The sequence below is a fragment of the Spiroplasma endosymbiont of Lonchoptera lutea genome (assembly GCF_964019715.1).
Lineage (GTDB): Bacteria > Bacillota_I > Bacilli_A > Mycoplasmatales > Nriv7 > Nriv7.
Genome location: NZ_OZ026463.1, coordinates 585,159 through 607,659 on the forward strand (window position 1 = coordinate 585,159; position 22,501 = coordinate 607,659).

The window sequence follows — 22,501 nt, forward strand, 5'->3', positions numbered from 1 at the left end:
TTATATAAGTGTCCTTTTTAATTTTACATTTCAAGTTCTAAAAAGGATAAGTTAAAAGATGAAAGTAATATTTTATATTGATATGAATGCTTTTTTTGCTAGTTGTCATCAAGTTATTGATCCAAGGATTGTTTCCAAACCTATTGTTGTTAGTAGTCAATCCAGAAGAGCAATTGTTGCTTCAGCTAACTATGAAGCGAGAAAATATAATATTAAAACTGCCATGCCCTTATATCAAGCAAAAGCGTTATGTCCGACATTAATTTGTATTAACATCAATCGTAAACTTTATATTGAGTATTCACATAAAATTTTCAATTTATTAGTAAATAATTTTACCAATAAAGTAGAAATAACTTCGATTGATGAATACTGTTTAGACGCAACTAATATTTATCTTCAATACAATAATGCATTTGAATGTGCTAAAGCAATCCAAAACAATATTTTAAATTCATTAAATTTACCTTGTAGTATTGGAATTTCTTATAACAAATTTTTAGCTAAAATGGCATCAAAAGTTAATAAACCATTAGGAATATTTATTTTTAAACCTCATAATATCAAAACTAAACTATGACCACTAGATATTAAAGAACTATCTGGTATCGGCAAAAAAACAACTGAAAAATTAAAAAATATTAATATTAATACTATTGGTGACTTTGCAAATAGCACTAATAACTGAGCTTTACAAGAAATAATAGGGAAAGGTTATTTTGTTCTTCAACAAATAGCTCTTGGAAAAACATCAAACATTAATGATCAGATTAATTTTCAAGAGCAAAAATCAATTAGTCATGATTTAACATTTGAATATGATACTGAAAATATTGATGAAATTAAACAATATTTATTAGATTTAACTTGCAAAGTTGTTAGTCGTGCTAAAAGTAATTCATTAGTAGGGAAGATAATTACTTTCGCTTTCAAAACTAATCGTACTCAGTGAACATCTAAACGAATTTCATTAACTGATTATACCAATGATATTGATACCATTTATTCCTCGGTTTTATATTTATTTGAAACCATTTGAAACTATCATTCAATTCGTGCCATTAGAATTAATTTAGGAAAAACAGTTAATCAATATGACTTAAATATCCAACTTGAATTATTTAATCCCGCATTATCATCCGAGAAAAAATCACAAATGACCTTACAAGAGACAATAATTAAAAAAATAAATAGACAATGAAAACAAGAAATTAGTATGACTGGTAAAAAATATTTAGACAAAATTTATTCTAAAAACAATAATAGCTATGCTACTAAAAATAAAACTAAAAAATATAAATAATAATAAATGCCAAATTGTAAAGTTAAGTGCAACTAAATTATTTTTCTAACCAAATATTCGATTGGCGAAAGATAATTTAGTATTTTTCTTGGTCTTTGGTTTAAAGACAATATAAATTTATGAACTGCATTTTTAGTAGTGTTTGAAAAATTAAATTTTTTAGGAAATTTTTCTCTAATTAAACCATTAGTATTTTCATTAGTACCTCTTTGTCAAGGTGAATATGCATCAGCAAAATAAATTTTCACATTTAAATTTTTTTCAAGTTGTTGTCAATTAGCAAATTCTTTACCCCTATCAAATGTTATAGTCTTAACAAGATTATTTGGAAGAATTGATAAATAATGACTAATATTTTTGTTAATAACTTTAGTAGTTCTATTTTCAACTAATATTACTAAAGTAAATCTTGATGTTCTTTCAACTAAAGTTATTAAACATGATTTACTTTTACCTCGTGATGATACTACAGTATCACCTTCTCAATGGCCAAGAGTTATGCGATTATTAACATTTCGTTCTTTAATGGATTTACCATTAAATTTACCCCGATTTTCTTGAGATTTTCGTTTCTTACCTTTTCTTCTTAAATTTTTACTAGTAACCTTTTCAAGTAATCCAGAATAAATTCAATTGTAAATTGTTTTAAAACCTGAATTGTAAATATAAATGGGACAGTTTTTTAAAATAATTGTATTAAATCTATTGGTCTTTTATAAGATAATGATTTTCTGGGTGTAGAATTAATTTGAAATGCTATAGAATTTAAGTCTTTTTGTTTATATGAAGATAAATCAGTAGATTTTGGTAAATATCTTCTTAAAATACCATTATTGTTCTCATTTAAACCTCTTTGACAAGGTTTTCCGGCATCTGCAAAATAAATTTTAACATTACAATTTTTTTCAATTAATTTTCATTTACTAAATTCTTTACCACGATCAAAAGTAATAGTTTTAATTGTTCCTGGTATTAATTTTGAAATAAATTTTATTATACTTTGTGTAATACTTTCTGCTTTATGATTTTTAGTTTTCAAAGGAATTGTGGTTTTTGATCATATATCAGCTAAAGTAATAATAGAACTTTTATGATCTTTACCAACGATAGTATCTCCCTCTAAATGGCCAAATTCTTGTATATTTTTAATATTTGGAATGATTAAATTTCTTTCATGAATAGATTTACAATTATTAATTCTGCCCCTAGTTTCTTTTTGTTTATGAGGTTTATTTTTGCCTTTTCTCAATAAATTTTTTTCATCAAAACCCATTCGATTTGTTTTAAACATGTTATATAAAGTTTTTGTTGAAATATTTTTTATTTTATTTTTCTTTAAAAAATCAGCAATTATATCAAGAGCATAATTTTTAGTAATTAACAAATGATTGATAGTATTAATTTCTGTTAAAGTTAAAATTATTAATTTTCTATCTGCATTTTGTTTATTTTTTTGAACTTGATTCAATATTTCTAATGGTAATAAGTTTTGATTTAATAATTTACAAACTCTGTGTACAGTTGATTTACTATAATCAATTGCTTTTGCTATTTTACGAATAGAAAATCCATAACTTTTATATTCTTTTATTGCTATTATTGATTCAATAGTCAGATACTTATACATTGTGCTAATTCCTTTCTTTTCTTAATTATAGAATTAACACAATTTGTTTTTTATATTAAGTGTCCTTTTTAATTTTACATTTCAGGAAAACTAATAATTCATTCTTGATAAAAATTTTTAATTCTGCCATAAATTTGTTCAGGCGATCAACCTAATAATAATTTTTGTTGTACATATTTTACTAATTCTCTATTTTTAAATTTATGAAAATAAACATGTAATTGTTTTCTATTTTCTGCTTTATTTTGTGCAATTAATGAAAAATAATGATTATTATCTTTATTTCTATTAACTTCTCGATTAATAGTACTAATACTTCGATTAAGATTTTTAGCTATTTCACTAATTTTTACTTTAAATTTCAATTGATTCTCAATATAAATTCTTTCATCTATGCCAAGATATTTGTATCCCATATAAAAACTCCTTAAATTTACTTTTTCTAAAATAAACTTAGCATCATGAAATTTTTATATGAAATCTTTTGCAATTTTATTTACTTGCACTTACAAGTATAATTCAGCTAATAAATAAAAATGTCTTAAAATTTTAAGACATTTTTATTTATTACTCCCCTATTGCGGATAATCTTGTCTTCGTAATACAAGAAGATTATTTATATATATAAATATACTTCCTAAAATTAAAAATACTAAAAAGAAAATAATATAAGCAATAAAAAAGACTAGTCACCCATTAGGAGAAGTTTGTTGCACATTAAAAAAGAAATATGGATAATAACGAGTTCAATCATAATCATTATTGCCTTGTTCGGTTATGATTTTAATATGACCTCGTAATAATACAAAAAAACCATAAAACATTGGGTATAGATAATAAAGATAAAGATTTTTCTTTAAGTATTTTGATAATGAAATATATGATGATGGTGCAAATAATGAGTATACTAACATTAAAATTGGTAAACAAAAATGTTGAATATGAGTGGGAATTCAGTAATTACGATAAGCAAATTTTTTTGTTAAGTCGTTAATTGGTGGTGGACCAATAATAATAGCTACATAATAAGAAATCATTGCAATTACTAAAAATATATTAGTAAAATTACGAATATGAAAATTAGTCACCCATTGTAAAGCAATATTAGGTTTTAAATAATAAATGATATTTAATAAACTATAAAATAATACAATTACTGTTGATTGCATACTTCAATAACCAAAAAAATCTCATGCTAAAACATCAGAAGAATATTCAGGATTTATTAATGCTTCATTGAAAACTAAAAATCAATAATGTCACGATAAACTTCCTAAAGAAACTATAAAAAATGATAATTGAACATAGAAATGGTAGTTTTGATACCATTTAGGATAATTATGAACACTGGTTAACATTTTTAAATTTTTCTCTCCTTCTCTTTTTGATTAATATTGGCACCAATTATTATTGGATAAAGTTTTAATCTATTGGATAATTTAATAAATAAATAAAATGAAATTTTTTTAATTATAAAACAAATAAAATAAATTATTATTAAATGCCCCAAAGTTCATAGTAATAATAAAAATCAATGTGAATAAATAGCAGAAATTAAAGAAATAAAAAAAGTTGCACGAAAATCACGACTAAAATCTAAAATATAAGTTAAAGCGATGCCACATGGCATCATTATTATTGTGGTATTAAATATATTATTACTTTTTAATCCAATTTTATTTTGCGAATTAGTTTCTAAAGTACTTAAAACTGTTAATAACAGAAAACTAATTAATAAATAATTTATACCAATAGTACTATGACTATAAAATATTAATTGACTAGTAAAATAAATAATAATAACTAAAAAAACTACCATTAACTGTCACATTAATAAATAATTATGTGCAAGTTTTTTTAAATAAAATGAACCTTGAAAATAATGAAAACATAAACCAATCATAAAAGCACAAAGAAAAAATATTCCTGCAATAACAGTAGGTTCTTCTAAACTATAAAAGAAATTGCTTCGTTGATATATTCCAATTTTAGAAATGTATTGGCAGTCATATATAAGAACAGTAATCGATAAAGCAATAACTATTACTAAAACAACTACTAATAATGTTATAAGCGTAATAGTAATCATTTTAGTTTTTCTAATGATATTTCCTTTAAATAATACGAGATGAATTAAATAACAAACCATAAAAAGTAATGTTACATAAATACTTCCGCGTTCATATGTTAAATAACTTAAAAAATCCATTATTGCTAAATATTGTTCTGGTAATCCTGTTCAATGACCATAAACACCAATAAAATTAATTACTACCATTAGCAACGCCATCATAATCATTAGTGAAATAATAAAAAATCATATTCAATGTGCTTGCTTTTTAGTTCATTTAAAACTAATACTAAAATATCCTAAAAGCATTACATTTAAAGTTAAAAAAATATTTTTAAGAACTAACAAATATTCTTCAAAATCAATCATAAAACTAGCAAAAAAAAGATTAGTTTGTAAAAATAAATATAAAATTGTTGTTGTAATAAATCCTATTTGTAAAATTACTTTATTATTTTTCATCTTGAAATACATCCAATATTCTACTTTGATAATTTCATCAAGGTTGAATTTCACCTAAAATATTTTTATAAGTTTTTAATATTGGTAATCCTAAAGCACTGGCAATTATTGGTGTTAGATCCATATTACTAATTTGATATCCCAATATGCCATTTTTTCTATTATGAGGATGATACCTTATAAAAGGAATTTGTAATTCTAATGGTGCATAAAAAGTATGATTCTTACCAATATGTCCGTGATCAGAAACAAAAATTAATAAGTAATTATCATATTCTGCCCTTTTTAAAGCATTTAATATATTTTCTAGTCACATATCAACATTACTAAGCAAATACTGGTCATAATAACCGCTATTACCATATTTAGCGTGTGCTAATAAATCAGTACTAGCTAAATATAGAAATGATAACGGACCTAACTTTTTATCCTTAGTATCATTTAAAAATAAGTTAACAGCTGCTTGATCTATTTTTACTAACCGATCGTATGACCCAGGCAAAGAATTATATATACTCATCCGATCTAGTTGTGTGTGTTGTAAAATATCTAAAACCTTATCTTGTTTAAAAAAACCCTCTTGATATTTTTTCTTTGAATTATTAATATTTTCCTTAATATTATCTTGAATATTAGCAGCAATTTTCTTGTTCCACGCCCTACTGGCATATTGGCGATATAATTCACTTTTTAAGATTACATCCATTGTAAAATCATAAGTCCCATAATATTGCGAAGAATTATGACTATTTTTTGTATTAAACATATCAATATACTTCATAATTGATAATGGTGGTACTTTTAATGGGTTTCAATAACATTTTGAATTATGATTATCAATTCATCAATTATCTTGGTCTTGTTGCAAATATTGACTACAATCGGTTACCTCGTGATTATTTCAGTGTTTTTTTTGAATATCATCACTAGTAGCAGTTAAGACCGAAGACCAATTAGAATCCGAATGAATTGTTCCATTATTTAATGCTGTTTTACTATAAATTCCTTTATTAATAATTTTTTGGAAATTAGGATATTTATTTTTAAATACATTAGCAGAAGATACACCATCAACACCAACAAGAATAACATTATCAACCGGTTTATTTAAATTTAAATTATTATAAAATATTGTTGGTTTATTTAAATTAACTAAAATAATAAAAAACAATATTAATGTTGTTAGCATCATTATAATAATATAAAAAAATATTGTTTTTTGAAATTTCATTTGTATTGTAATCCATTTCTATGAAATAATTGATAATTGCTTATAATTTATTTTAAGATAAGAAAATAACTCTTGCTTATTTTTAAAAAGTAAAAATGAATATTCTTGTTTTTTAAAAATAAATATTCATAACAGTATTGTAGTACTACATAATAATAAAATAATGCTAATAATGTTAAAAATATCATTAATATTAAATTGTAAGATTCTTTGAAATTGATTTTTAATAATTGTTAACTTTCACTTATGACTTTGAGCAAAAAAATTTAAATCATCAACAATAATTTCGTTATAAAATGTTATCATTATTAATAATATTATTTTTAATATTACTAAAAACAATAAGACAAATGGTCCATAAAAACAAATACCCTTTTTGTTAATAAATAAAATACTAGTAATAACAATTATTCATAAACTTAAACTTAAACATAATGCTACAATAATAATTAAAGGAAAAAATTCTTGTATTGGTTTAAATTCTGCCAATACATGTTGTTGCAAATTACTGCTATTTAAAGCATTGGTAAAAATATCATTAATTTTATTTTGAACATAGCTTAATGAGATTATATATTGAATAATAATAAAAATCAAAGCTAACAATAATAAAATTCTTGCGATTGTTAAACTTCAATATCCTTTTTTCAATATTAAATCCCTCTTTCATTTATAAATTATATTATACAAATTATTTTGCTAATTTTCAATAAAGAAATCCTTCTTTCCTGTAGAAACCATATACATATGACAAGATTTTGTTTTCTACAAACTTTTAGGGGGTGTTTTCTTTTGGCAGTAATATTTTGTATTGAATGCGACAACGAAAGCTATATCGTTGGCAATAAAAATACAGTTGGAATCTGTAATTCTTGCGATGAAAAGGGGTTTTAATTTTGAAAGAAACGATAGATTATAAAATATGTCGTTGGTGTTTGCATATTAGAAACTTAGGAAATCACGATGCTTGTGATAAAAAATTTATTAATCATATTAAAAAAATATTAAAAAATAAAAATAAAGCACACTAAAAAAGTAAGAAATTTATTTTTTAAACCTATAAAAAATTAAATATAGAATTCAAACAATACCAATAATAAATTGAACTACAAATCAACCTTCTTCTTTAAATAAATAAACTCATTTTAAATCTTGAAATTTTAAATTTCAATTAAAAAATCAAACCATAGCATATAATGCTTGTCCAAATGAATTATCTTTATCCGGAGTTCAAAAATAAGCAACTCCTTGTAAAATTCAACCTATTCAAATAGTTATGCCAAAATAATTAAGATTAACTTCTAAAAAGCAAATTATCTTATCTGAAATATCTTCTAATTTATCTAATAAATACATATAAAACCTCCTAATTTTAAAAAGAATAAAAGGATAAAAAAAGAAAATGAAAACTGTAAATAAATTTATAAAAAAATATTGATGAATAATACTTAATTACATTATATTCATATCTTTAAGTATAGTTTTATTATTACATACAGATATTGAAAATTTGCAACAATTTATTAAAAATTTTGGAGCAATTGGTAGGTTAATGATTATAGGTTATTCATTAGTATGAGTAACCATAACACAAATAGTGAATTGTTTAATTCGTTTTGTATTAAAAAAAATCAAAATTAAAAGAAAAATAAAAGGAATTTAAAAAATAATGTTTAAAGTTAAATTAGTTAGTATAAAAAGAAAAATATTTAAAAATAAAGATGGCTCTACGATGTCAGGATATTCTGCCGAATTTTTGCGTTATGAAAATGACTTATTTGAGCCTACCGGCGAACAAAAAGCCTTATGAATTGATGATAATAATTTAGAACAACAAGAAATTTATAAATTGTTAAAAGAAAATGTTAAATCATTTTTTAGTTGCGAATTAACTTTTGATAAAAACCCCAAAATAGTTAATTTGCAAAAAATTGAATTAGAAAAAAATCAAAAAAACTTGTCCAGTTAATTGATAATCACTTCGGTCTGCGAAGCGGTGCGGAAAGCGTATGCTCCGCCCGCTTAGCGGGTAGTCGGCGAAGCCGACTATTACTTGATTAAATAACACAACTGGCGAAAATCTAAAATGGGAGCATAAAATATGAATTTACAACCTCAAAATCCGACTGATTTTTATATGAAAACCATTTATTACGGTCAATATATTCGCAATATTGTTATGCCTTTAGAACGCATTAAAGCAAATAACCGCAATGCTAATGGAGTTAAAAATAAGGGCAATTGTGATACAAAACTGCTTAATAGTAATATTCGTGCAAAATCTAATGTTATTCGAAAGGCATATCATAATTTTTGAGACTGTAAAAAACTTACATTTTTAACTCTTACTTATGCTGATGTTAATGAATTTGATATTAGAAAATGTAAGCGTGATTTAAATAAATTTTTTAAAAAATTAAAATACTGATTTAAAGTTAAAAATAAAAATATTAAGTACTTGTATACCTATGAATATCAAAAACGAGGCGTTATTCATTTTCATATTTTAATCACCGAAAAAATACCACATAAAATTATTTTACAATTTTGACCTTATGGGATTAATAAAAATATTAGAGTTCGTGAAAACACTAATGAAATGGTTGTAAAATATTGCTCCAAATATATAACTAAAAATGTCCTGAACGAAAAATCATTAAACCAGTATGACTTAAATATCAAGGCTTATCAATTCTCATATAACTGTCAAAATCCCATTACTAGAAAACAAGTATTTACCGATACTTTGAATAATATTGTTAATCGAACTGTAAATTCTGAATTTGTAAAATATTTAAAATCAACAGTTAATAACTTTAAAACCAAAATGTGCGGAGCAATCTATGAATTTAAAAATATTAATTATATAGACTTTAAAAGTGCAAATTATGCTTCATTAGAAAGTTTAAGATTTAGAAATCAACTAAGAAAAATAAAACATTAGGATTTAAAAAAATGAAAGAAAAATTGCAATTTAAAATAAGAATTAAAAATTTAAAAATTTAAAAATTAAGGAGAAAAGAAAGATGAGCATATTTGGGCTAGTGTTCTTTACGATTTTAACATTATTACTAGCATACTATATTGCAGTTAATATTTATCGTTTTTTTAAAGATAAAAAGAAATATGGTAGTGAAGCAAAACAGTTGCCAAAAGATTTTACTTATGCACAACGAATATTTATTGCAAAGTTTAAGCGAAATTTATTAGAACAAGATGAAAAAGAAATTAAAAAGTAGGTTTATAAAATGTTTAAAAAAATAATTATTGAGTTAATTGAATTAATTTATCCAACTGCCGATTTACCACCCCAAGTTGTATTTTTGTTTTCAATTTTGATAATTGTAATGCTCTCCTCCGCAATTATTTTTCTACTCTTTTGACCTTTTAAGCGGTAATTATTATGTTTTTAGTTGCTTGAAAAGATTTAGACTGAGAAATGACAAAATTGTATTTTTGAGATTTATTTATCCAAATTACAACCATTCCGGCGTGAGTTTCTGGTAAAGAAATTGATTTAACCCAAGAACTACTTTGACTTTTAATAGCAAATATTGCCTTTTGAATGGTGTTAGTATTCATTATCTTATTTATGGTTATTTTATTTTATAAGGTTAAATCATATTTTGTTTAGAAAGGGGGTGATTATATGATTAGAACTTTCTTAACAGAAGTGGTTACGCCAGTAGCTGTTACTGGTGAACAAGCGGTTACTAACTTATGAAAAGCATTAATTAAAGCGTTCGGTAATATTTGAACTGATATTATTGGTGGTAATATGCCAAATGTCGTTAATTTCTTTGCTACATATTGAGTTTTCTTGCTTGGTGTGATTATTGGTTTATTTTTAATCGCTTTCAAAATGTTTGAAAAATTAATGCCCGGCAGATAATAATAAAAATAAAGAAAGTGTGATTTAAGTGATGCTATTGTTTAAAAAAATAAATTTAAGATTACATGATTTTGTCGCTTTAAATCGCACTTTATTTATTATTGCGTGATTTTATGGTGCAATTTTGCATTATTATAATCCCCAAAGTTGACGAATGTTATTTGATATTACTTATTTATTAATTGCTTTGTATATTTTGTATACTAAAATTTCTCACTTCTTTGCTCGACGAAGTTTTATTAATTTCTTATTAAATTCACCCTTAAATTTAGTAATTGGTGCCTTAGGGACTGGAAAAACCGCTTTAATGGTTTTATCTTCTTACTTATTAAGTGGTTGAAAAACCATTTCTACTTTTCCGATTACGAATAAGCAAATGCTTTCATTAGGACACATGTCTTTATTAGATTATAATTATCCAATTTTAGATGAAAAATCATTATTACTTTGAGATGAAACTAATTTATTTCTTGAAGGTACTGACTATAAAGAAAACGATAGAGTAACCCAAGGTTTACAAGAATATTTCGCTTCGGCTCGCCAATTTACCCATATCGTATTAGCAAGCGGACAACGAGCCGAACATATATGAGTTAAAGTTCGCGATATTGCGAATTCAATAATTGTTGGGATTAGAAAAAAACCAGTTAGTATTTTCCGGCCCTATTTACAAGTTATTTATGGCACTTTTAAATCAGTAAGCGAATACGAGCAATGACGATTAACGTTAATTAATGCAAAAAATGATAAAAAAGGTCGTAAAATCAAATATCGTAGTATTCCAGAATTAGACATTTATTTCTTTAAATTGAAAATTCCGATGTCAATTTTAAACCTTTATGATAATAAATATTTATCATTCTTACGTGAATTAAGCAATCGTGCTTTGAATGATAATTATCAGCATAAATTTTGAAATGATAATGTGATGGATATTGAAGCGTTAGAATATTTAAAAATGGAAAAATTCAGTAAAATACTTACTAAGTTAAAAAATAATCTAAATAAGAAAAATAAGTAAAGGAGTTTAAAAATGGAAAACTTAGAAAAAATGGCTAGTTTGATTGGCGATATGTTTTATAAATTTTTTGATTTAATTTGAACTTTAACCATTCCCGGAACAGATATTCGCATTATTATTTTTCCACTAATTATGCTTGTGATAAATCTTGTAATTGGTGGCATTTTAGGTATTCATATTGAACGACCAAAAGTTGGTTTTCGTAAAAAATACCAAAAATCAGTTGCTAATTGAGGAACTAAGAAACAATCATCTAGTGGCCCAATTAAGAAATTTAGTGGTAATAGTTCTAAAAACAGACCGTGAGTTAACCAACACGGACGGCGAATAAAAAGGTAGGTTTTAGAAAATGTTTAAATTAATAATATTATTTATTCTTGTTGCTGTTTTTTCTATTTTTGCTTTAAACGACTTTTTAGGTTTATGAGCTTATGTGCGTGAGGGTTTAGAATATTTTAATAAAGTTCTATCAAGTAATATTAAAATTTTAGATTTGTTTAAACCAATGATAAGGTTATTTTCTCAACATCCGATTTTCCAAATTTTAGGAACGATTTGTATTTTATCAACAATATACCTTATTTTAAGAAGTTAAACACAGAAGAGAGGACAAATAAATATGTATAAATTTATATCGTGGTTAGTTATCGCCTTTATTGGTTTAGTCCCTCTAGGTGCCTTCTTTGATACAAAAAAACCATCAAAATCTAATATAGAACAATCTTTTATGAAGCGAGAAAAACGAGCTACTAATTCTAGTAATGGTGGAATTTATGAATTTTCTTTATCTAAAGCAACTATTAATTGACAAGATAGTAGTTCTAAAAGATATCTTGTCGGATTTTCAAATTTTAATAAGAACGAATTAGTAAACTTGCCAGAGAATATGATTTATAGTATTACTTGATATCCATCTTTTAGGTTTACGCAAAAAACTATTAGTGATTTGTTAACTAATGTTTATGATTTAACAAAACCGGGTAAGGTTGACGCAATTAGTATTAAAGGTAAAATTCATAGCTATAATACCGGGACAAGCGAGACCGGCATTGGAGCTGATTGACAATATGATTGATTAGAATTAATGTTTACTTCTTCCCCTTTGCCAGAAAAAGATAACGAGCAACCATTACCGACTGCAATAACTAAAAATGATGGTGAATATCAATATAATCAGTTTCAAGATAAATTAGATTATTTAATGATACAACGCCGAGATTTTGATAAATTTAATTACAGTTACTTATATTGAGTCCCAATTTTTAATTTCTTTGATGATAATTTTAAATATATGAGTGAAATTTCAATTAAATTAAATGGTTTTAAACAAAATAGTAAATTTAGTTTAAGTCGTAAAAATTTATATCCTGAATCTGATATGATGAAAAAAGTTATTTTTAGAGAATTTTCCTTTTCTAGTTTTGGTGATGTTATTACTATAAAAACTGAGCATGGTAGTATTAGGGGTTATAATGAGTTTTTAGAAAATGGTAAATCGCTTTGAAAATCTGGCTCGCAAACAAGTTTTGGAGGAGATTTTATTAATACCTTTTTTGGACAAGTTAATTATTATGGTAATACTTTCCATTTTTTACGCTATGATGATAAATTAAAAACTGATTTTAAAGATTTTATGCTTTATTACCAAAAAGATTTAACCATTGATTTTATTAATGGGTTATTTAATAAACTTTATAAAGTTTTAGGTGAGTTTTTTGTACAATTCTTTTATGCGAGTTTTGATACAGATGCCTCTACTTATGTAAAATTAGATTACAAAGGAATGCAAAAAATTCCTAAAAATGTTTTACAAATGGGCTTTTTCTATCGCTCCTTAATTACTTTTTATCCCAAACAGTATTTAATTAACTTTGGTTCAACAATCGAAAATAGTAAGAATATGATTTTTCGTTCCTATTTCTTTGTTAAAGATAAACAAATTGCCAATGGTTTTAATACTGGTAAAAGTTCTTATCAAATAGATTTTAATGTTTTAAAAGCGTATGATAACCAATTATGAAACACCACTAGTAATAAACTGCATTTTTATAACGCTAAAGTCGATGTCATGTATGGGATTAATATTTTTACACTAACTTTCCCGCTATATAAAAAGCAAAATGAAAGCACTGAATATCATTATTCTTTATACGATTTTAACGTTTTGAATTCAACAGCTTTTATTGGTGGCGGCATAAGTGGTAATATGGATGACTTAATTCCGACGCCTAATTGTTCTTATTGAGGTTTATTTAGTGCCATATCTTGTGGTATTCAGCACGCTTCTGTTAGTGTATTAAATTGATTACTTGGTCTTTCTGGAATTAATCTTTTAATTCGTCCTCTTGCGGATATTGCCAAAACAACGATTAATTTTACGAAAACTGCCTTTCCTGTGTTTGAAGTTATTCCGGCGTTTCAGATGTTATTTGAGTTTGTAGTACCATTAGCAATCTTATTAATGATATTAAAAAAGTTTTCTTAAATATCTCTAATTATTATATAATGTAATTTCTTTGAAAGGAGGATTTTTCTTTATGTGAAAAAAGAGTTTATTAGTGTTAAGTTTAGCAAGTGCGATGTTTGCCTCAGCTTGTAAAAGTAATGATATTAAGTTTGTCAAAAGTAGAATTTATGAATTTTCTTTATCTAAAGCAACTATTAACTGACAAGATAGTAGTTCTAAAAGATATCTTGTCGGATTTTCAAATTTTAATAAGAACGAATTAGTAAACTTGCCAGAGAATATGATTTATAGTATTACTTGATATCCATCTTTTAGGTTTACGCAAAAAACTATTAGTGATTTGTTAACTAATGTTTATGATTTAACAAAACCGGGTAAGGTTGACGCAATTAGTATTAAAGGTAAAATTCATAGCTATAATACCGGGACAAGCGAGACCGGCATTGGAGCTGATTGACAATATGATTGATTAGAATTAATGTTTACTTCTTCCCCTTTGCCAGAAAAAGATAACGAGCAACCATTACCTAATCAATTAAAAATTTAATAAAAATTATTGAAAATCGTATTTTTTGTAATACGGTTTTCTTAATTTAAGGAGTTTAAAAAAATGAAATATATTATTTCCCAAGCTGATTTAGCGGATTTAAAAGCAAAAATCCAAAGTTGATTAAGTGCTAATTGCCGTAATCCTTATTACTATAAAACTAAAAAACGCATTACCGCCTATTTAAATTTATGTACTTATTTTTATATCGAAGAAACTACTTTAACAAAACTTATTAAAAAATATTTTAAGAATGCAACAAAAACCTTTTATCGTTGAGCACAAAAAATTATGACCGCTTATTATTCTGACAATTTAGATTTGTTATTGTTTAAAACTACAAAACCACAAAATCTTAATTATCAATATAGTTTAAATTCTCGCAAAAAAGTATGTGATTTATATTTTGATTACAAAAATATCAAAGCCGGTGGAATGTGGTCTTTATTTAACAATTTGAAAATTGGTTTTCACGATGTTGAAAATTCAGAAGTTCCGAAAAACATCAAAACTTTTTATCTTTGAATTAAATCTGACCCGCGTTGAAAAGAATTAAAACAGCAAATCAAACAAACAAAACGCCATTTTAAGCGTTATGAAGTATCCGAGATTGGTCTTTTACAAATGGATGCTAAAATTATTACCCCATCAAATTTTTCGGTTGATAAAAAATATTATATTTATGATTTCATTGACGAAATGACACGGATAGTATTTGGTTATGTTTATGATAGTTTGGGAACTAATAACGCGATTAATGCTGTACAAAGAGCAATGAAAGATTTTCGTGAACTTGGCATAACTATTAAACGCCTTCGTACTGATAATGCTCCAGAATTTACTACTACTAACTGAAGTAATAAAAAATCGTACAAAGTAAAAGAAAGGCCTTTTACAACCTTTCTTTCAAGGAACGGAATTGTTCACGAAACCACACCAATCCGTTCTCCTCAAAGTAACGGAAAGATTGAACGATTCCATCAACATTATACTAAATTATTTTATGCTAACCTGAATTGTAAATATAAATGGGACAGTTTTTTAAAATAATTGTATTAAATCTATTGGTCTTTTATAAGATAATGATTTTCTGGGTGTAGAATTAATTTGAAATGCTATAGAATTTAAGTCTTTTTGTTTATATGAAGATAAATCAGTAGATTTTGGTAAATATCTTCTTAAAATACCATTATTGTTTTCATTTAAACCTCTTTGACAAGGTTTTCCGGCATCTGCAAAATAAATTTTAACATTACAATTTTTTTCAATTAATTTTCATTTACTAAATTCTTTACCACGATCAAAAGTAATAGTTTTAATTGTTCCTGGTATTAATTTTGAAATAAATTTTATTATACTTTGTGTAATACTTTCTGCTTTATGATTTTTAGTTTTCAAAGGAATTGTGGTTTTTGATCATAGATCAGCTAAAGTAATAATAGAACTTTTATGATCTTTACCAACGATAGTATCTCCCTCTAAATGGCCAAATTCTTGTATATTTTTAATATTTGGAATTATTAAATTTCTTTCATGAATAGATTTACAATTATTAATTCTGCCCCTAGTTTCTTTTTGTTTATGAGGTTTATTTTTGCCTTTTCTCAATAAATTTTTTTCATCAAAACCCATTCGATTTGTTTTAAACATGTTATATAAAGTTTTTGTTGAAATATTTTTTATTTTATTTTTCTTTAAAAAATCAGCAATTATATCAAGAGCATAATTTTTAGTAATTAACAAATGATTGATAGTATTAATTTCTGTTAAAGTTAAAATTATTAATTTTCTACCTGCATTTTGTTTATTTTTTTGAACTTGATTCAATATTTCTAATGGTAATAAGTTTTGATTTAATAATTTACAAACTCTGTGTACAGTTGATTTACTATAATCAATTGCTTTTGCTATTTTACGAATAGAAAATCCATAACTTTTATATTCTTTTATTGCTATTATTGATTCAATAGTCAGATACTTATACATTGTGCTAATTCCTTTCTTTTCTTAATTATAGAATTAACACAATTTGTTTTTTATATAAGTGTCCTTTTTAATTTTACATTTCAGGAAAACTAAAAATCATAAAGCAGAAAGTATTACACAAAGTATAATAAAATTTATTTCAAAATTAATACCAGGAACAATTAAAACTATTACTTTTGATCGTGGTAAAGAATTTAGTAAATGAAAATTAATTGAAAAAAATTGTAATGTTAAAATTTATTTTGCAGATGCCGGAAAACCTTGTCAAAGAGGTTTAAATGAGAACAATAATGGTATTTTAAGAAGATATTTACCAAAATCTACTGATTTATCTTCATATAAACAAAAAGACTTAAATTCTATAGCATTTCAAATTAATTCTACACCCAGAAAATCATTATCTTATAAAAGACCAATAGATTTAATACAATTATTTTAAAAAACTGTCCCATTTATATTTACAATTCAGGTTTCTTTAAAAAATCAGCAATTATATCAAGAGCATAATTTTTAGTAATTAACAAATGATTGATAGTATTAATTTCTGTTAAAGTTAAAATTATTAATTTTCTACCTGCATTTTGTTTATTTTTTTGAACTTGATTCAATATTTCTAATGGTAATAAGTTTTGATTTAATAATTTACAAACTCTGTGTACAGTTGATTTACTATAATCAATTGCTTTTGCTATTTTACGAATAGAAAATCCATAACTTTTATATTCTTTTATTGCTATTATTGATTCAATAGTCAGATACTTATACATTGTGCTAATTCCTTTCTTTTCTTAATTATAGAATTAACACAATTTGTTTTTTATATAAGTGTCCTTTTTAATTTTACATTTCAGGAATACCCAACTTTCTGGCATTAAAATGTTGGTTGTCCAATTAATGAACCAATTACTAAAAATACTATTGATAATACCATAATAACTATTAACAAAGGTCAAAGTCCTTTTAATAATGAACCATATGAAATATGTGAGAGAGCAATAGCTCCCATAACAACACCAGAAGTTGGGGTTACTAAATTAACAATTCCTGATGCTAAACTAAAACTAGTAATTGCTCCTGATGTTAAACCGACACCTAATGCAGGAGCAATAATACTAAAAACTGCTGTTGCAAAACCACTAGCAGAAGGAATTAAAAATGATAAGGGAACAAATAAAAAATATAAAATTAAAGGAATAGCTCATTGTGGTAAATTAACAATACTATTTTTAATTCCCGCAATCATAATTTCTTGCATTCCTGTGCGTTGTAAAATTACTGTAATTCCACCAGCTAATGCAATTACTAAACAAACAGATAAAATAGCAGAGCTTCCTTGTAAAATATCATTAACTAACATTTGTTCTGATTTTCAATTAACAAAACCAATAATAATTGTCGCAATTAAAAAGAACGAAGAAACTTCTAATAAACCACCTACACCAACTCCCGGAATAAATTTGGTTATATATGGCACTTCAGTATTAATTGTTTTCCCAAATTCTTTAAAAATACTAATACCAAATTCACTTCAAGCAATTAAATAAAAAATCATTACTACAAATGCTAAAGCAAACAGGATTAATGAAACAATTCTTCGCTTTGTTAATGGCACTTCTAAAATTGATTTTTTAAAAATTTTTTGATGTTCACTATGCATTGAAAAAACAACTGAATTACGGTTATCTTTTTTAACACGATAAGCATAAAGCATTACAAAACCAATCGCCACCGTTGTCATCACAATTCAAATTATAACTCTTCAAACTATTCCTGTAGTTACTGCTAACTTACCAACAATTCCACCATCTATTGCAGCCTGAACAGCAGTACCAATTAAAAATGGATTAATAATTGAACCTAAAACACCAATCCCAGCTCCTAACAAAATAATTAATAATCCCGTAAAAGCATCAAATCCCGCAGCTAAAATAATTGGTAAAATTAAAGCATAAAATCCTAATGTCTCTTCTGCCATCCCATATGTTGTTCCTGAAACGGAAAAGAAAATCATTAAAATAGGAATTAACCACAACTCCTTATTTTTTAAATTAGAAATTAACTTGCCAATCAAAGCATCTAAAGCTTGAGTTTTCATCATCACATTAACAAAAGCCCCTAAAATTAATACAAAGATAATAATTGATGCCCGACCTTTATTAGTAAAACTTTCCATCGGAACTCAAAAAATATCAATAATTCCTGCTGGCGTTTTAGCAACCGCCGGAATTCAAGATAAAAAAACTAAAATAATAATAATTAAAAATAAAATGGTAAATGCCGTTGGCATTTTAAATTTAAATCACTTTTTCATATCGCTAATCAACCATTGCCACTAACAAAACTCATCTAATAATATTAATTTCTAAGAATTTTCCCAGTTCAAAGCTAAATTGATATTTACTATCCTTCATAATTTGTATCCCTTTCTAATTTCACATATTTGCATATATTTTAGCACAAAAAAACAACAAGAATTAACTTGTTGCTTCTCATAATATTTAATTTAACAAAGAAAAAGACTATTTTTTATAAACTGAAACTTTCGTTCTCTTTTTACCATAGCGTTCATATTTAACAACACCGTTAATTAAAGAAAACAAAGTATCATCGCCACCACGACCAACACTATTTCCAGGATGAATCTTAGTTCCCCGTTGACGATAAATAATCATCCCCGTCTTCGCTAATTGTCCATCACTTAACTTAGTACCTAATCGTTTAGAATGTGATTCACGACCATTACGACTAGAACCAACACCTTTTTTAGAAGCAAAGAATTGAATATCTAACTTAAATCTCATCATAATAATTATATCTCCTTAATTTCTATATTTTGTGGATATTGCTCAGCAATAGTTTGTAACTGATAAACCATTGTATTCAACACAATTTGATTAACAGCTTCCACTTCTAAAACCTTAATAATAATATCATCCTTAACCGAAATACTAATACTATCTTGACACTGCCGATCTAATGCATTTAAAGTTCCAAAAACAACAGCACTAATCGCACTACAAACAATATCTTGACCCTTTGCTTTAAAACCAGAATGACCACTAACAATTACTTGATAATAATTATTTTGCTGTCTTTGAATCTGAACCCGAACCATTATTACTATCACTAATTTCTGCTGTCGGCACCGCTTTTGACTTAGTTTCAACAACTTTAGAAACCTTTTTTGCTCCATCTAATAAAATATCAATAATTTTTACTTGTGTATATGGTTGACGATGACCATACTTAGTTTTACTATTTTTTTTCGGTTTATAAGTAAAAACCACAATCTTTTTTTCTTTACCTTGTTTAATTATTTGACCAACAACCTTAGCATTTGGTACAAGCGGTCGACCAATGTTACCATCAATCATTAAAACCTTATCAAACTCAACAACATCGCCAGCATCACCAACGATTTTTTCAATTCAAATTACTTGTTCCTTTTCAACACTTAGTTGCTTGCCACCAGTTAAAATAATAGCAGACATATATACATACCCTCCAGCTTAGACTCGCCAATTTAGGTGAGATTAAACTACTTATAACCTATTTCGTGCGGTTGAAACCGTTTAAAGTTATCACAAATTAATATTGCAATACTTACAACATTAATAATTATAACCTAAAATAAATATTTTCGGTAGCAAAATATGTAAATTGGTCGCGTTTAGTTTTCTTAGGTATTGCTTTGAAGAAGTAAAACAATCAGCTAATTATATTATTTAATTACTAAACTAACCCTGCCTTTCTTGTTGTTGTCATTTTTATTCATTACCATTTTATCATATTATTGAATTTTTACACAAATGAAAAATTATTAATTTTATTAAATTTTAACTAATATTTTTGCTTACTTAAATCTATTATATTTATTTGTTATAGCATTACCTTTATAATTAATTCAACTATCATCATTTTTATTATTATATTTATTTCATAATGACTTTTTATATATTTCTTTTCTGATTTCTATTTCTGAATTAATATTTTCATTAATATAATGTAATACATTTAATTTGTTTAAATTTGCCATTTTTAAATGTAATAAGTTATTTAAATTCTTATGATTATATATTTTTGCTCCATATCCTAATTGTTGTTTTATTAAATGCGATACATCGCTTTCAATGCTACAACCGATATTTCATTCTAAATTTTGGTTATGAATACCTTGCTTATTATTACTGAAATAATTACTCGCTTTTCTTAAATTTGTTTTAATATCTTTATTTAATTCATTTTTAGCGACATTACGAATGTTTTTAATTAATTCTTGATGATTTTCCATCCTTATATAATTTAATTCAACTATTTAGTGTTACTTTACGATTTTCAAAAATAATATTAAATGCCGTTTGTTTTAATTTTTTAATAGCGTGATAACCATCTAAAATATATCTAACATTACCAAAACTATTAGCAATTTCTCTAATTCAAGCATCACCATCGCCACAAACAATTATTTTGTCATAATTAATATTAACATAATGTTTTTGCAATTCTTTAATTAATAAATCACGATAATCCATCGTATTTATTCGTTTACCAATTTTTAACATTAGAAAATGACCTCGTTTATTTTCTAATTCTCTACGAGCATTTTTGTAATTTTTTTCTTTATGTCCGGTATGAAAAGTAACTAAACGAATTCTTTGGTCTTGTTTAACTTTATGGTCTAATGTTGCTAAAAATGTCTCATCTAGTTGAATATATAAATCCTTATTTTTGACATTAATTCTAGTTTTAATTTCTTTTTCTGCTAATTGAAAATATTCAGCAATATTATATTTATTTAAAAGCTGAATTATACTTGTAAGTGCAAGTAAATAAAATTGCAAAAGATTTCATATAAAAATTTCATGATGCTAAGTTTATTTTAGAAAAAGTAAATTTAAGGAGTTTTTATATGGGATACAAACATCTTGGCATAGATGAAAGAATTTATATTGAGAATCAATTGAAATTTAAAGTAAAAATTAGTGAAATAGCTAAAAATCTTAATCGAAGTATTAGTACTATTAATCGAGAAGTTAATAGAAATAAAGATAATAATCATTATTTTTCATTAATTGCATAAAATAAAGCAGAAAATAGAAAACAATTACATGTTTATTTTCATAAATTTAAAAATAGAGAATTAGTAAAATATGTACAACAAAAATTATTATTAGGTTGATCGCCTGAACAAATTTATGGCAGAATTAAAAATTTTCATCAAGAATGAATTATTAGTTTTAAAACAATTTACAATTGAATTTATTCTGGATTACTTGAAAAGGTTACTAGTAAAAATTTAAGAAGAAAAGGTAAGAAACGAAAATCTCAAGAAAATCGGGGTAAATTTAATGGTAAATCCATTAAAGAACGAAATGTTAATAATCGCATAACTCTTGGCCATTGAGAAGGTGATACTGTAGTATCATCACGAGGTAAAAGTAAATCATGTTTAATAACTTTAGTTGAAAGAACATCAAGATTTACTTTAGCAATATTAGTTGAAAATAGAACTACTAAAGTTATTAACAAAAATATTAGTCATTATTTATCAATTCTTCCAAATAATCTTGTTAAGACTATAACATTTGATAGGGGTAAAGAATTTGCTAATTGACAACAACTTGAAAAAAATTTAAATGTGAAAATTTATTTTGCTGATGCATATTCACCTTGACAAAGAGGTACTAATGAAAATACTAATGGTTTAATTAGAGAAAAATTTCCTAAAAAATTTAATTTTTCAAACACTACTAAAAATGCAGTTCATAAATTTATATTGTCTTTAAACCAAAGACCAAGAAAAATACTAAATTATCTTTCGCCAATCGAATATTTGGTTAGAAAAATAATTTAGTTGCACTTAACTTTACAATTTGGCATTATTTAATAGATAT

Annotated in this window: 30 protein-coding genes, 2 pseudogenes and 1 other annotated feature; of the genes and pseudogenes, 16 read left to right on the top strand and 16 right to left on the bottom strand. The window is 25.1% G+C overall.

What is annotated here, in order from left to right:
• Positions 1 to 58: 58 nt before the first annotated feature.
• On the top strand, positions 59 to 1,303 hold the full coding sequence (locus AACK97_RS03355) for a DNA polymerase IV (RefSeq protein WP_338968801.1): 1,245 nt from the start codon (positions 59 to 61) through the stop codon (positions 1,301 to 1,303).
• A 32-nt stretch (positions 1,304 to 1,335) separates the two neighbouring features.
• On the opposite strand, the gene AACK97_RS03360 is transcribed toward AACK97_RS03355, so the two are convergent.
• From AACK97_RS03360 to AACK97_RS03390, 7 genes are all read right to left on the bottom strand, one after another.
• The gene (locus AACK97_RS03360) at positions 1,336 to 1,995 is read right to left on the bottom strand and encodes an IS30 family transposase (protein WP_338968961.1); all 660 of its coding nucleotides are present in this window, start codon (positions 1,993 to 1,995) and stop codon (positions 1,336 to 1,338) included.
• Positions 1,986 to 2,930, bottom strand: a complete 945-nt coding sequence (locus tag AACK97_RS03365; protein ID WP_338968803.1) for an IS30 family transposase — start codon at positions 2,928 to 2,930, stop codon at positions 1,986 to 1,988. Before AACK97_RS03365 ends, AACK97_RS03360 begins: the two co-directional genes overlap by 10 nt.
• A 74-nt stretch (positions 2,931 to 3,004) precedes the next feature.
• A complete protein-coding gene (locus AACK97_RS03370; RefSeq protein WP_338968805.1) occupies positions 3,005 to 3,346 on the bottom strand; it encodes a helix-turn-helix domain-containing protein in 342 nt (113 codons plus the stop codon).
• Positions 3,347 to 3,505: 159 nt separating this feature from the next.
• Positions 3,506 to 4,288 carry a hypothetical protein gene (locus tag AACK97_RS03375; protein WP_338968807.1) on the bottom strand — a complete coding sequence of 261 codons (783 nt, stop codon included), beginning with the start codon at positions 4,286 to 4,288 and terminating at the stop codon, positions 3,506 to 3,508.
• A gap of 2 nt (positions 4,289 to 4,290) precedes the next feature.
• Entirely contained in the window at positions 4,291 to 5,475 is a 1,185-nt protein-coding gene (locus AACK97_RS03380; protein WP_338968809.1) for a hypothetical protein, read from the bottom strand.
• The gene (locus AACK97_RS03385) at positions 5,453 to 6,634 is read right to left on the bottom strand and encodes an alkaline phosphatase family protein (RefSeq protein ID WP_338968811.1); all 1,182 of its coding nucleotides are present in this window, start codon (positions 6,632 to 6,634) and stop codon (positions 5,453 to 5,455) included. Before AACK97_RS03385 ends, AACK97_RS03380 begins: the two co-directional genes overlap by 23 nt.
• A gap of 78 nt (positions 6,635 to 6,712) precedes the next feature.
• Positions 6,713 to 7,345, bottom strand: a complete 633-nt coding sequence (locus tag AACK97_RS03390) for a hypothetical protein (protein WP_338968812.1) — start codon at positions 7,343 to 7,345, stop codon at positions 6,713 to 6,715.
• Positions 7,346 to 7,590: 245 nt separating this feature from the next.
• Here AACK97_RS03390 and AACK97_RS03395 point away from each other — a divergent pair, with 245 nt between their 5' ends.
• Positions 7,591 to 7,725 (top strand): hypothetical protein, encoded by a 135-nt coding sequence (locus AACK97_RS03395; RefSeq protein WP_338966916.1) that lies wholly within the window; start codon positions 7,591 to 7,593, stop codon positions 7,723 to 7,725.
• A 13-nt stretch (positions 7,726 to 7,738) separates the two neighbouring features.
• On the opposite strand, the gene AACK97_RS03400 is transcribed toward AACK97_RS03395, so the two are convergent.
• Entirely contained in the window at positions 7,739 to 8,050 is a 312-nt protein-coding gene (locus tag AACK97_RS03400) for a hypothetical protein (protein ID WP_338968423.1), read from the bottom strand.
• A 313-nt stretch (positions 8,051 to 8,363) separates the two neighbouring features.
• Here AACK97_RS03400 and AACK97_RS03405 point away from each other — a divergent pair, with 313 nt between their 5' ends.
• The 11 genes from AACK97_RS03405 (at position 8,364) to AACK97_RS03455 (ending at position 15,671) form a co-directional block, all read left to right on the top strand.
• Positions 8,364 to 8,663 carry a hypothetical protein gene (locus AACK97_RS03405; protein WP_338966919.1) on the top strand — a complete coding sequence of 100 codons (300 nt, stop codon included), beginning with the start codon at positions 8,364 to 8,366 and terminating at the stop codon, positions 8,661 to 8,663.
• Positions 8,664 to 8,795: 132 nt separating this feature from the next.
• Positions 8,796 to 9,638 (top strand): rolling circle replication-associated protein, encoded by an 843-nt coding sequence (locus AACK97_RS03410; RefSeq protein WP_338968814.1) that lies wholly within the window; start codon positions 8,796 to 8,798, stop codon positions 9,636 to 9,638.
• A gap of 82 nt (positions 9,639 to 9,720) precedes the next feature.
• Entirely contained in the window at positions 9,721 to 9,933 is a 213-nt protein-coding gene (locus AACK97_RS03415) for a hypothetical protein (protein WP_215826178.1), read from the top strand.
• Positions 9,934 to 10,097: 164 nt separating this feature from the next.
• Complete coding sequence (locus tag AACK97_RS03420) at positions 10,098 to 10,328, top strand: hypothetical protein (protein WP_338968816.1); 231 nt, start codon at positions 10,098 to 10,100, stop codon at positions 10,326 to 10,328.
• 15 nt (positions 10,329 to 10,343) lie between these two features.
• Positions 10,344 to 10,586 carry a hypothetical protein gene (locus tag AACK97_RS03425; RefSeq protein ID WP_338968818.1) on the top strand — a complete coding sequence of 81 codons (243 nt, stop codon included), beginning with the start codon at positions 10,344 to 10,346 and terminating at the stop codon, positions 10,584 to 10,586.
• Positions 10,587 to 10,614: 28 nt separating this feature from the next.
• Positions 10,615 to 11,607, top strand: a complete 993-nt coding sequence (locus AACK97_RS03430; protein WP_338968820.1) for a hypothetical protein — start codon at positions 10,615 to 10,617, stop codon at positions 11,605 to 11,607.
• 12 nt (positions 11,608 to 11,619) lie between these two features.
• Complete coding sequence (locus AACK97_RS03435; protein ID WP_338968822.1) at positions 11,620 to 11,946, top strand: hypothetical protein; 327 nt, start codon at positions 11,620 to 11,622, stop codon at positions 11,944 to 11,946.
• A gap of 10 nt (positions 11,947 to 11,956) precedes the next feature.
• Positions 11,957 to 12,202 carry a hypothetical protein gene (locus tag AACK97_RS03440; RefSeq protein ID WP_338968823.1) on the top strand — a complete coding sequence of 82 codons (246 nt, stop codon included), beginning with the start codon at positions 11,957 to 11,959 and terminating at the stop codon, positions 12,200 to 12,202.
• A 24-nt stretch (positions 12,203 to 12,226) separates the two neighbouring features.
• Entirely contained in the window at positions 12,227 to 14,092 is a 1,866-nt protein-coding gene (locus AACK97_RS03445) for a hypothetical protein (protein ID WP_338968825.1), read from the top strand.
• 52 nt (positions 14,093 to 14,144) lie between these two features.
• The gene (locus AACK97_RS03450; RefSeq protein WP_338968827.1) at positions 14,145 to 14,621 is read left to right on the top strand and encodes a hypothetical protein; all 477 of its coding nucleotides are present in this window, start codon (positions 14,145 to 14,147) and stop codon (positions 14,619 to 14,621) included.
• 63 nt (positions 14,622 to 14,684) lie between these two features.
• A complete protein-coding gene (locus tag AACK97_RS03455; RefSeq protein ID WP_338968829.1) occupies positions 14,685 to 15,671 on the top strand; it encodes a DDE-type integrase/transposase/recombinase in 987 nt (328 codons plus the stop codon).
• Here AACK97_RS03455 and AACK97_RS03460 read toward each other — a convergent pair.
• Positions 15,663 to 16,607, bottom strand: a complete 945-nt coding sequence (locus AACK97_RS03460) for an IS30 family transposase (RefSeq protein WP_338967536.1) — start codon at positions 16,605 to 16,607, stop codon at positions 15,663 to 15,665. The two genes, AACK97_RS03455 and AACK97_RS03460, sit on opposite strands and share 9 nt — an antisense overlap.
• Before the next feature lie 88 nt (positions 16,608 to 16,695).
• On the opposite strand from AACK97_RS03460, the pseudogene AACK97_RS03465 reads away from it, so the two are divergent.
• Positions 16,696 to 17,046, top strand: a pseudogene (locus AACK97_RS03465) (IS30 family transposase); the annotation flags it as partial.
• 22 nt (positions 17,047 to 17,068) lie between these two features.
• Here AACK97_RS03465 and AACK97_RS03470 read toward each other — a convergent pair.
• The 7 genes and pseudogenes from AACK97_RS03470 to AACK97_RS03500 form a co-directional block, all read right to left on the bottom strand.
• Positions 17,069 to 17,374 (bottom strand): annotated as a pseudogene (locus AACK97_RS03470) (helix-turn-helix domain-containing protein); the annotation flags it as partial.
• Between the two features lie 104 nt (positions 17,375 to 17,478).
• On the bottom strand, positions 17,479 to 18,918 hold the full coding sequence (locus tag AACK97_RS03475) for a YfcC family protein (protein ID WP_338968833.1): 1,440 nt from the start codon (positions 18,916 to 18,918) through the stop codon (positions 17,479 to 17,481).
• Between the two features lie 208 nt (positions 18,919 to 19,126).
• Positions 19,127 to 19,408: a 50S ribosomal protein L27 gene (rpmA, locus tag AACK97_RS03480; protein WP_338968963.1), complete on the bottom strand. Its 282-nt coding sequence runs from the start codon at positions 19,406 to 19,408 to the stop codon at positions 19,127 to 19,129.
• 8 nt (positions 19,409 to 19,416) lie between these two features.
• Positions 19,417 to 19,722, bottom strand: coding sequence for a ribosomal-processing cysteine protease Prp (locus AACK97_RS03485; protein WP_338968835.1), 306 nt, complete (start codon positions 19,720 to 19,722; stop codon positions 19,417 to 19,419).
• Complete coding sequence (rplU, locus tag AACK97_RS03490) at positions 19,688 to 20,098, bottom strand: 50S ribosomal protein L21 (RefSeq protein WP_375315613.1); 411 nt, start codon at positions 20,096 to 20,098, stop codon at positions 19,688 to 19,690. The genes AACK97_RS03485 and rplU overlap by 35 nt, the downstream gene beginning before the upstream one ends.
• A 10-nt stretch (positions 20,099 to 20,108) precedes the next feature.
• Positions 20,109 to 20,181 (bottom strand) — a sequence feature (ribosomal protein L21 leader region).
• A gap of 279 nt (positions 20,182 to 20,460) precedes the next feature.
• Positions 20,461 to 20,898, bottom strand: a complete 438-nt coding sequence (locus AACK97_RS03495) for a hypothetical protein (RefSeq protein WP_338968837.1) — start codon at positions 20,896 to 20,898, stop codon at positions 20,461 to 20,463.
• Positions 20,873 to 21,448 carry a UPF0236 family transposase-like protein gene (locus AACK97_RS03500; RefSeq protein WP_338968838.1) on the bottom strand — a complete coding sequence of 192 codons (576 nt, stop codon included), beginning with the start codon at positions 21,446 to 21,448 and terminating at the stop codon, positions 20,873 to 20,875. The genes AACK97_RS03495 and AACK97_RS03500 overlap by 26 nt, the downstream gene beginning before the upstream one ends.
• A gap of 68 nt (positions 21,449 to 21,516) precedes the next feature.
• On the opposite strand from AACK97_RS03500, the gene AACK97_RS03505 reads away from it, so the two are divergent.
• Entirely contained in the window at positions 21,517 to 21,687 is a 171-nt protein-coding gene (locus tag AACK97_RS03505) for a helix-turn-helix domain-containing protein (RefSeq protein ID WP_338967438.1), read from the top strand.
• Positions 21,688 to 21,747: 60 nt separating this feature from the next.
• Positions 21,748 to 22,461 carry an IS30 family transposase gene (locus AACK97_RS03510; protein ID WP_338968965.1) on the top strand — a complete coding sequence of 238 codons (714 nt, stop codon included), beginning with the start codon at positions 21,748 to 21,750 and terminating at the stop codon, positions 22,459 to 22,461.
• Positions 22,462 to 22,501 lie beyond the last annotated feature (40 nt).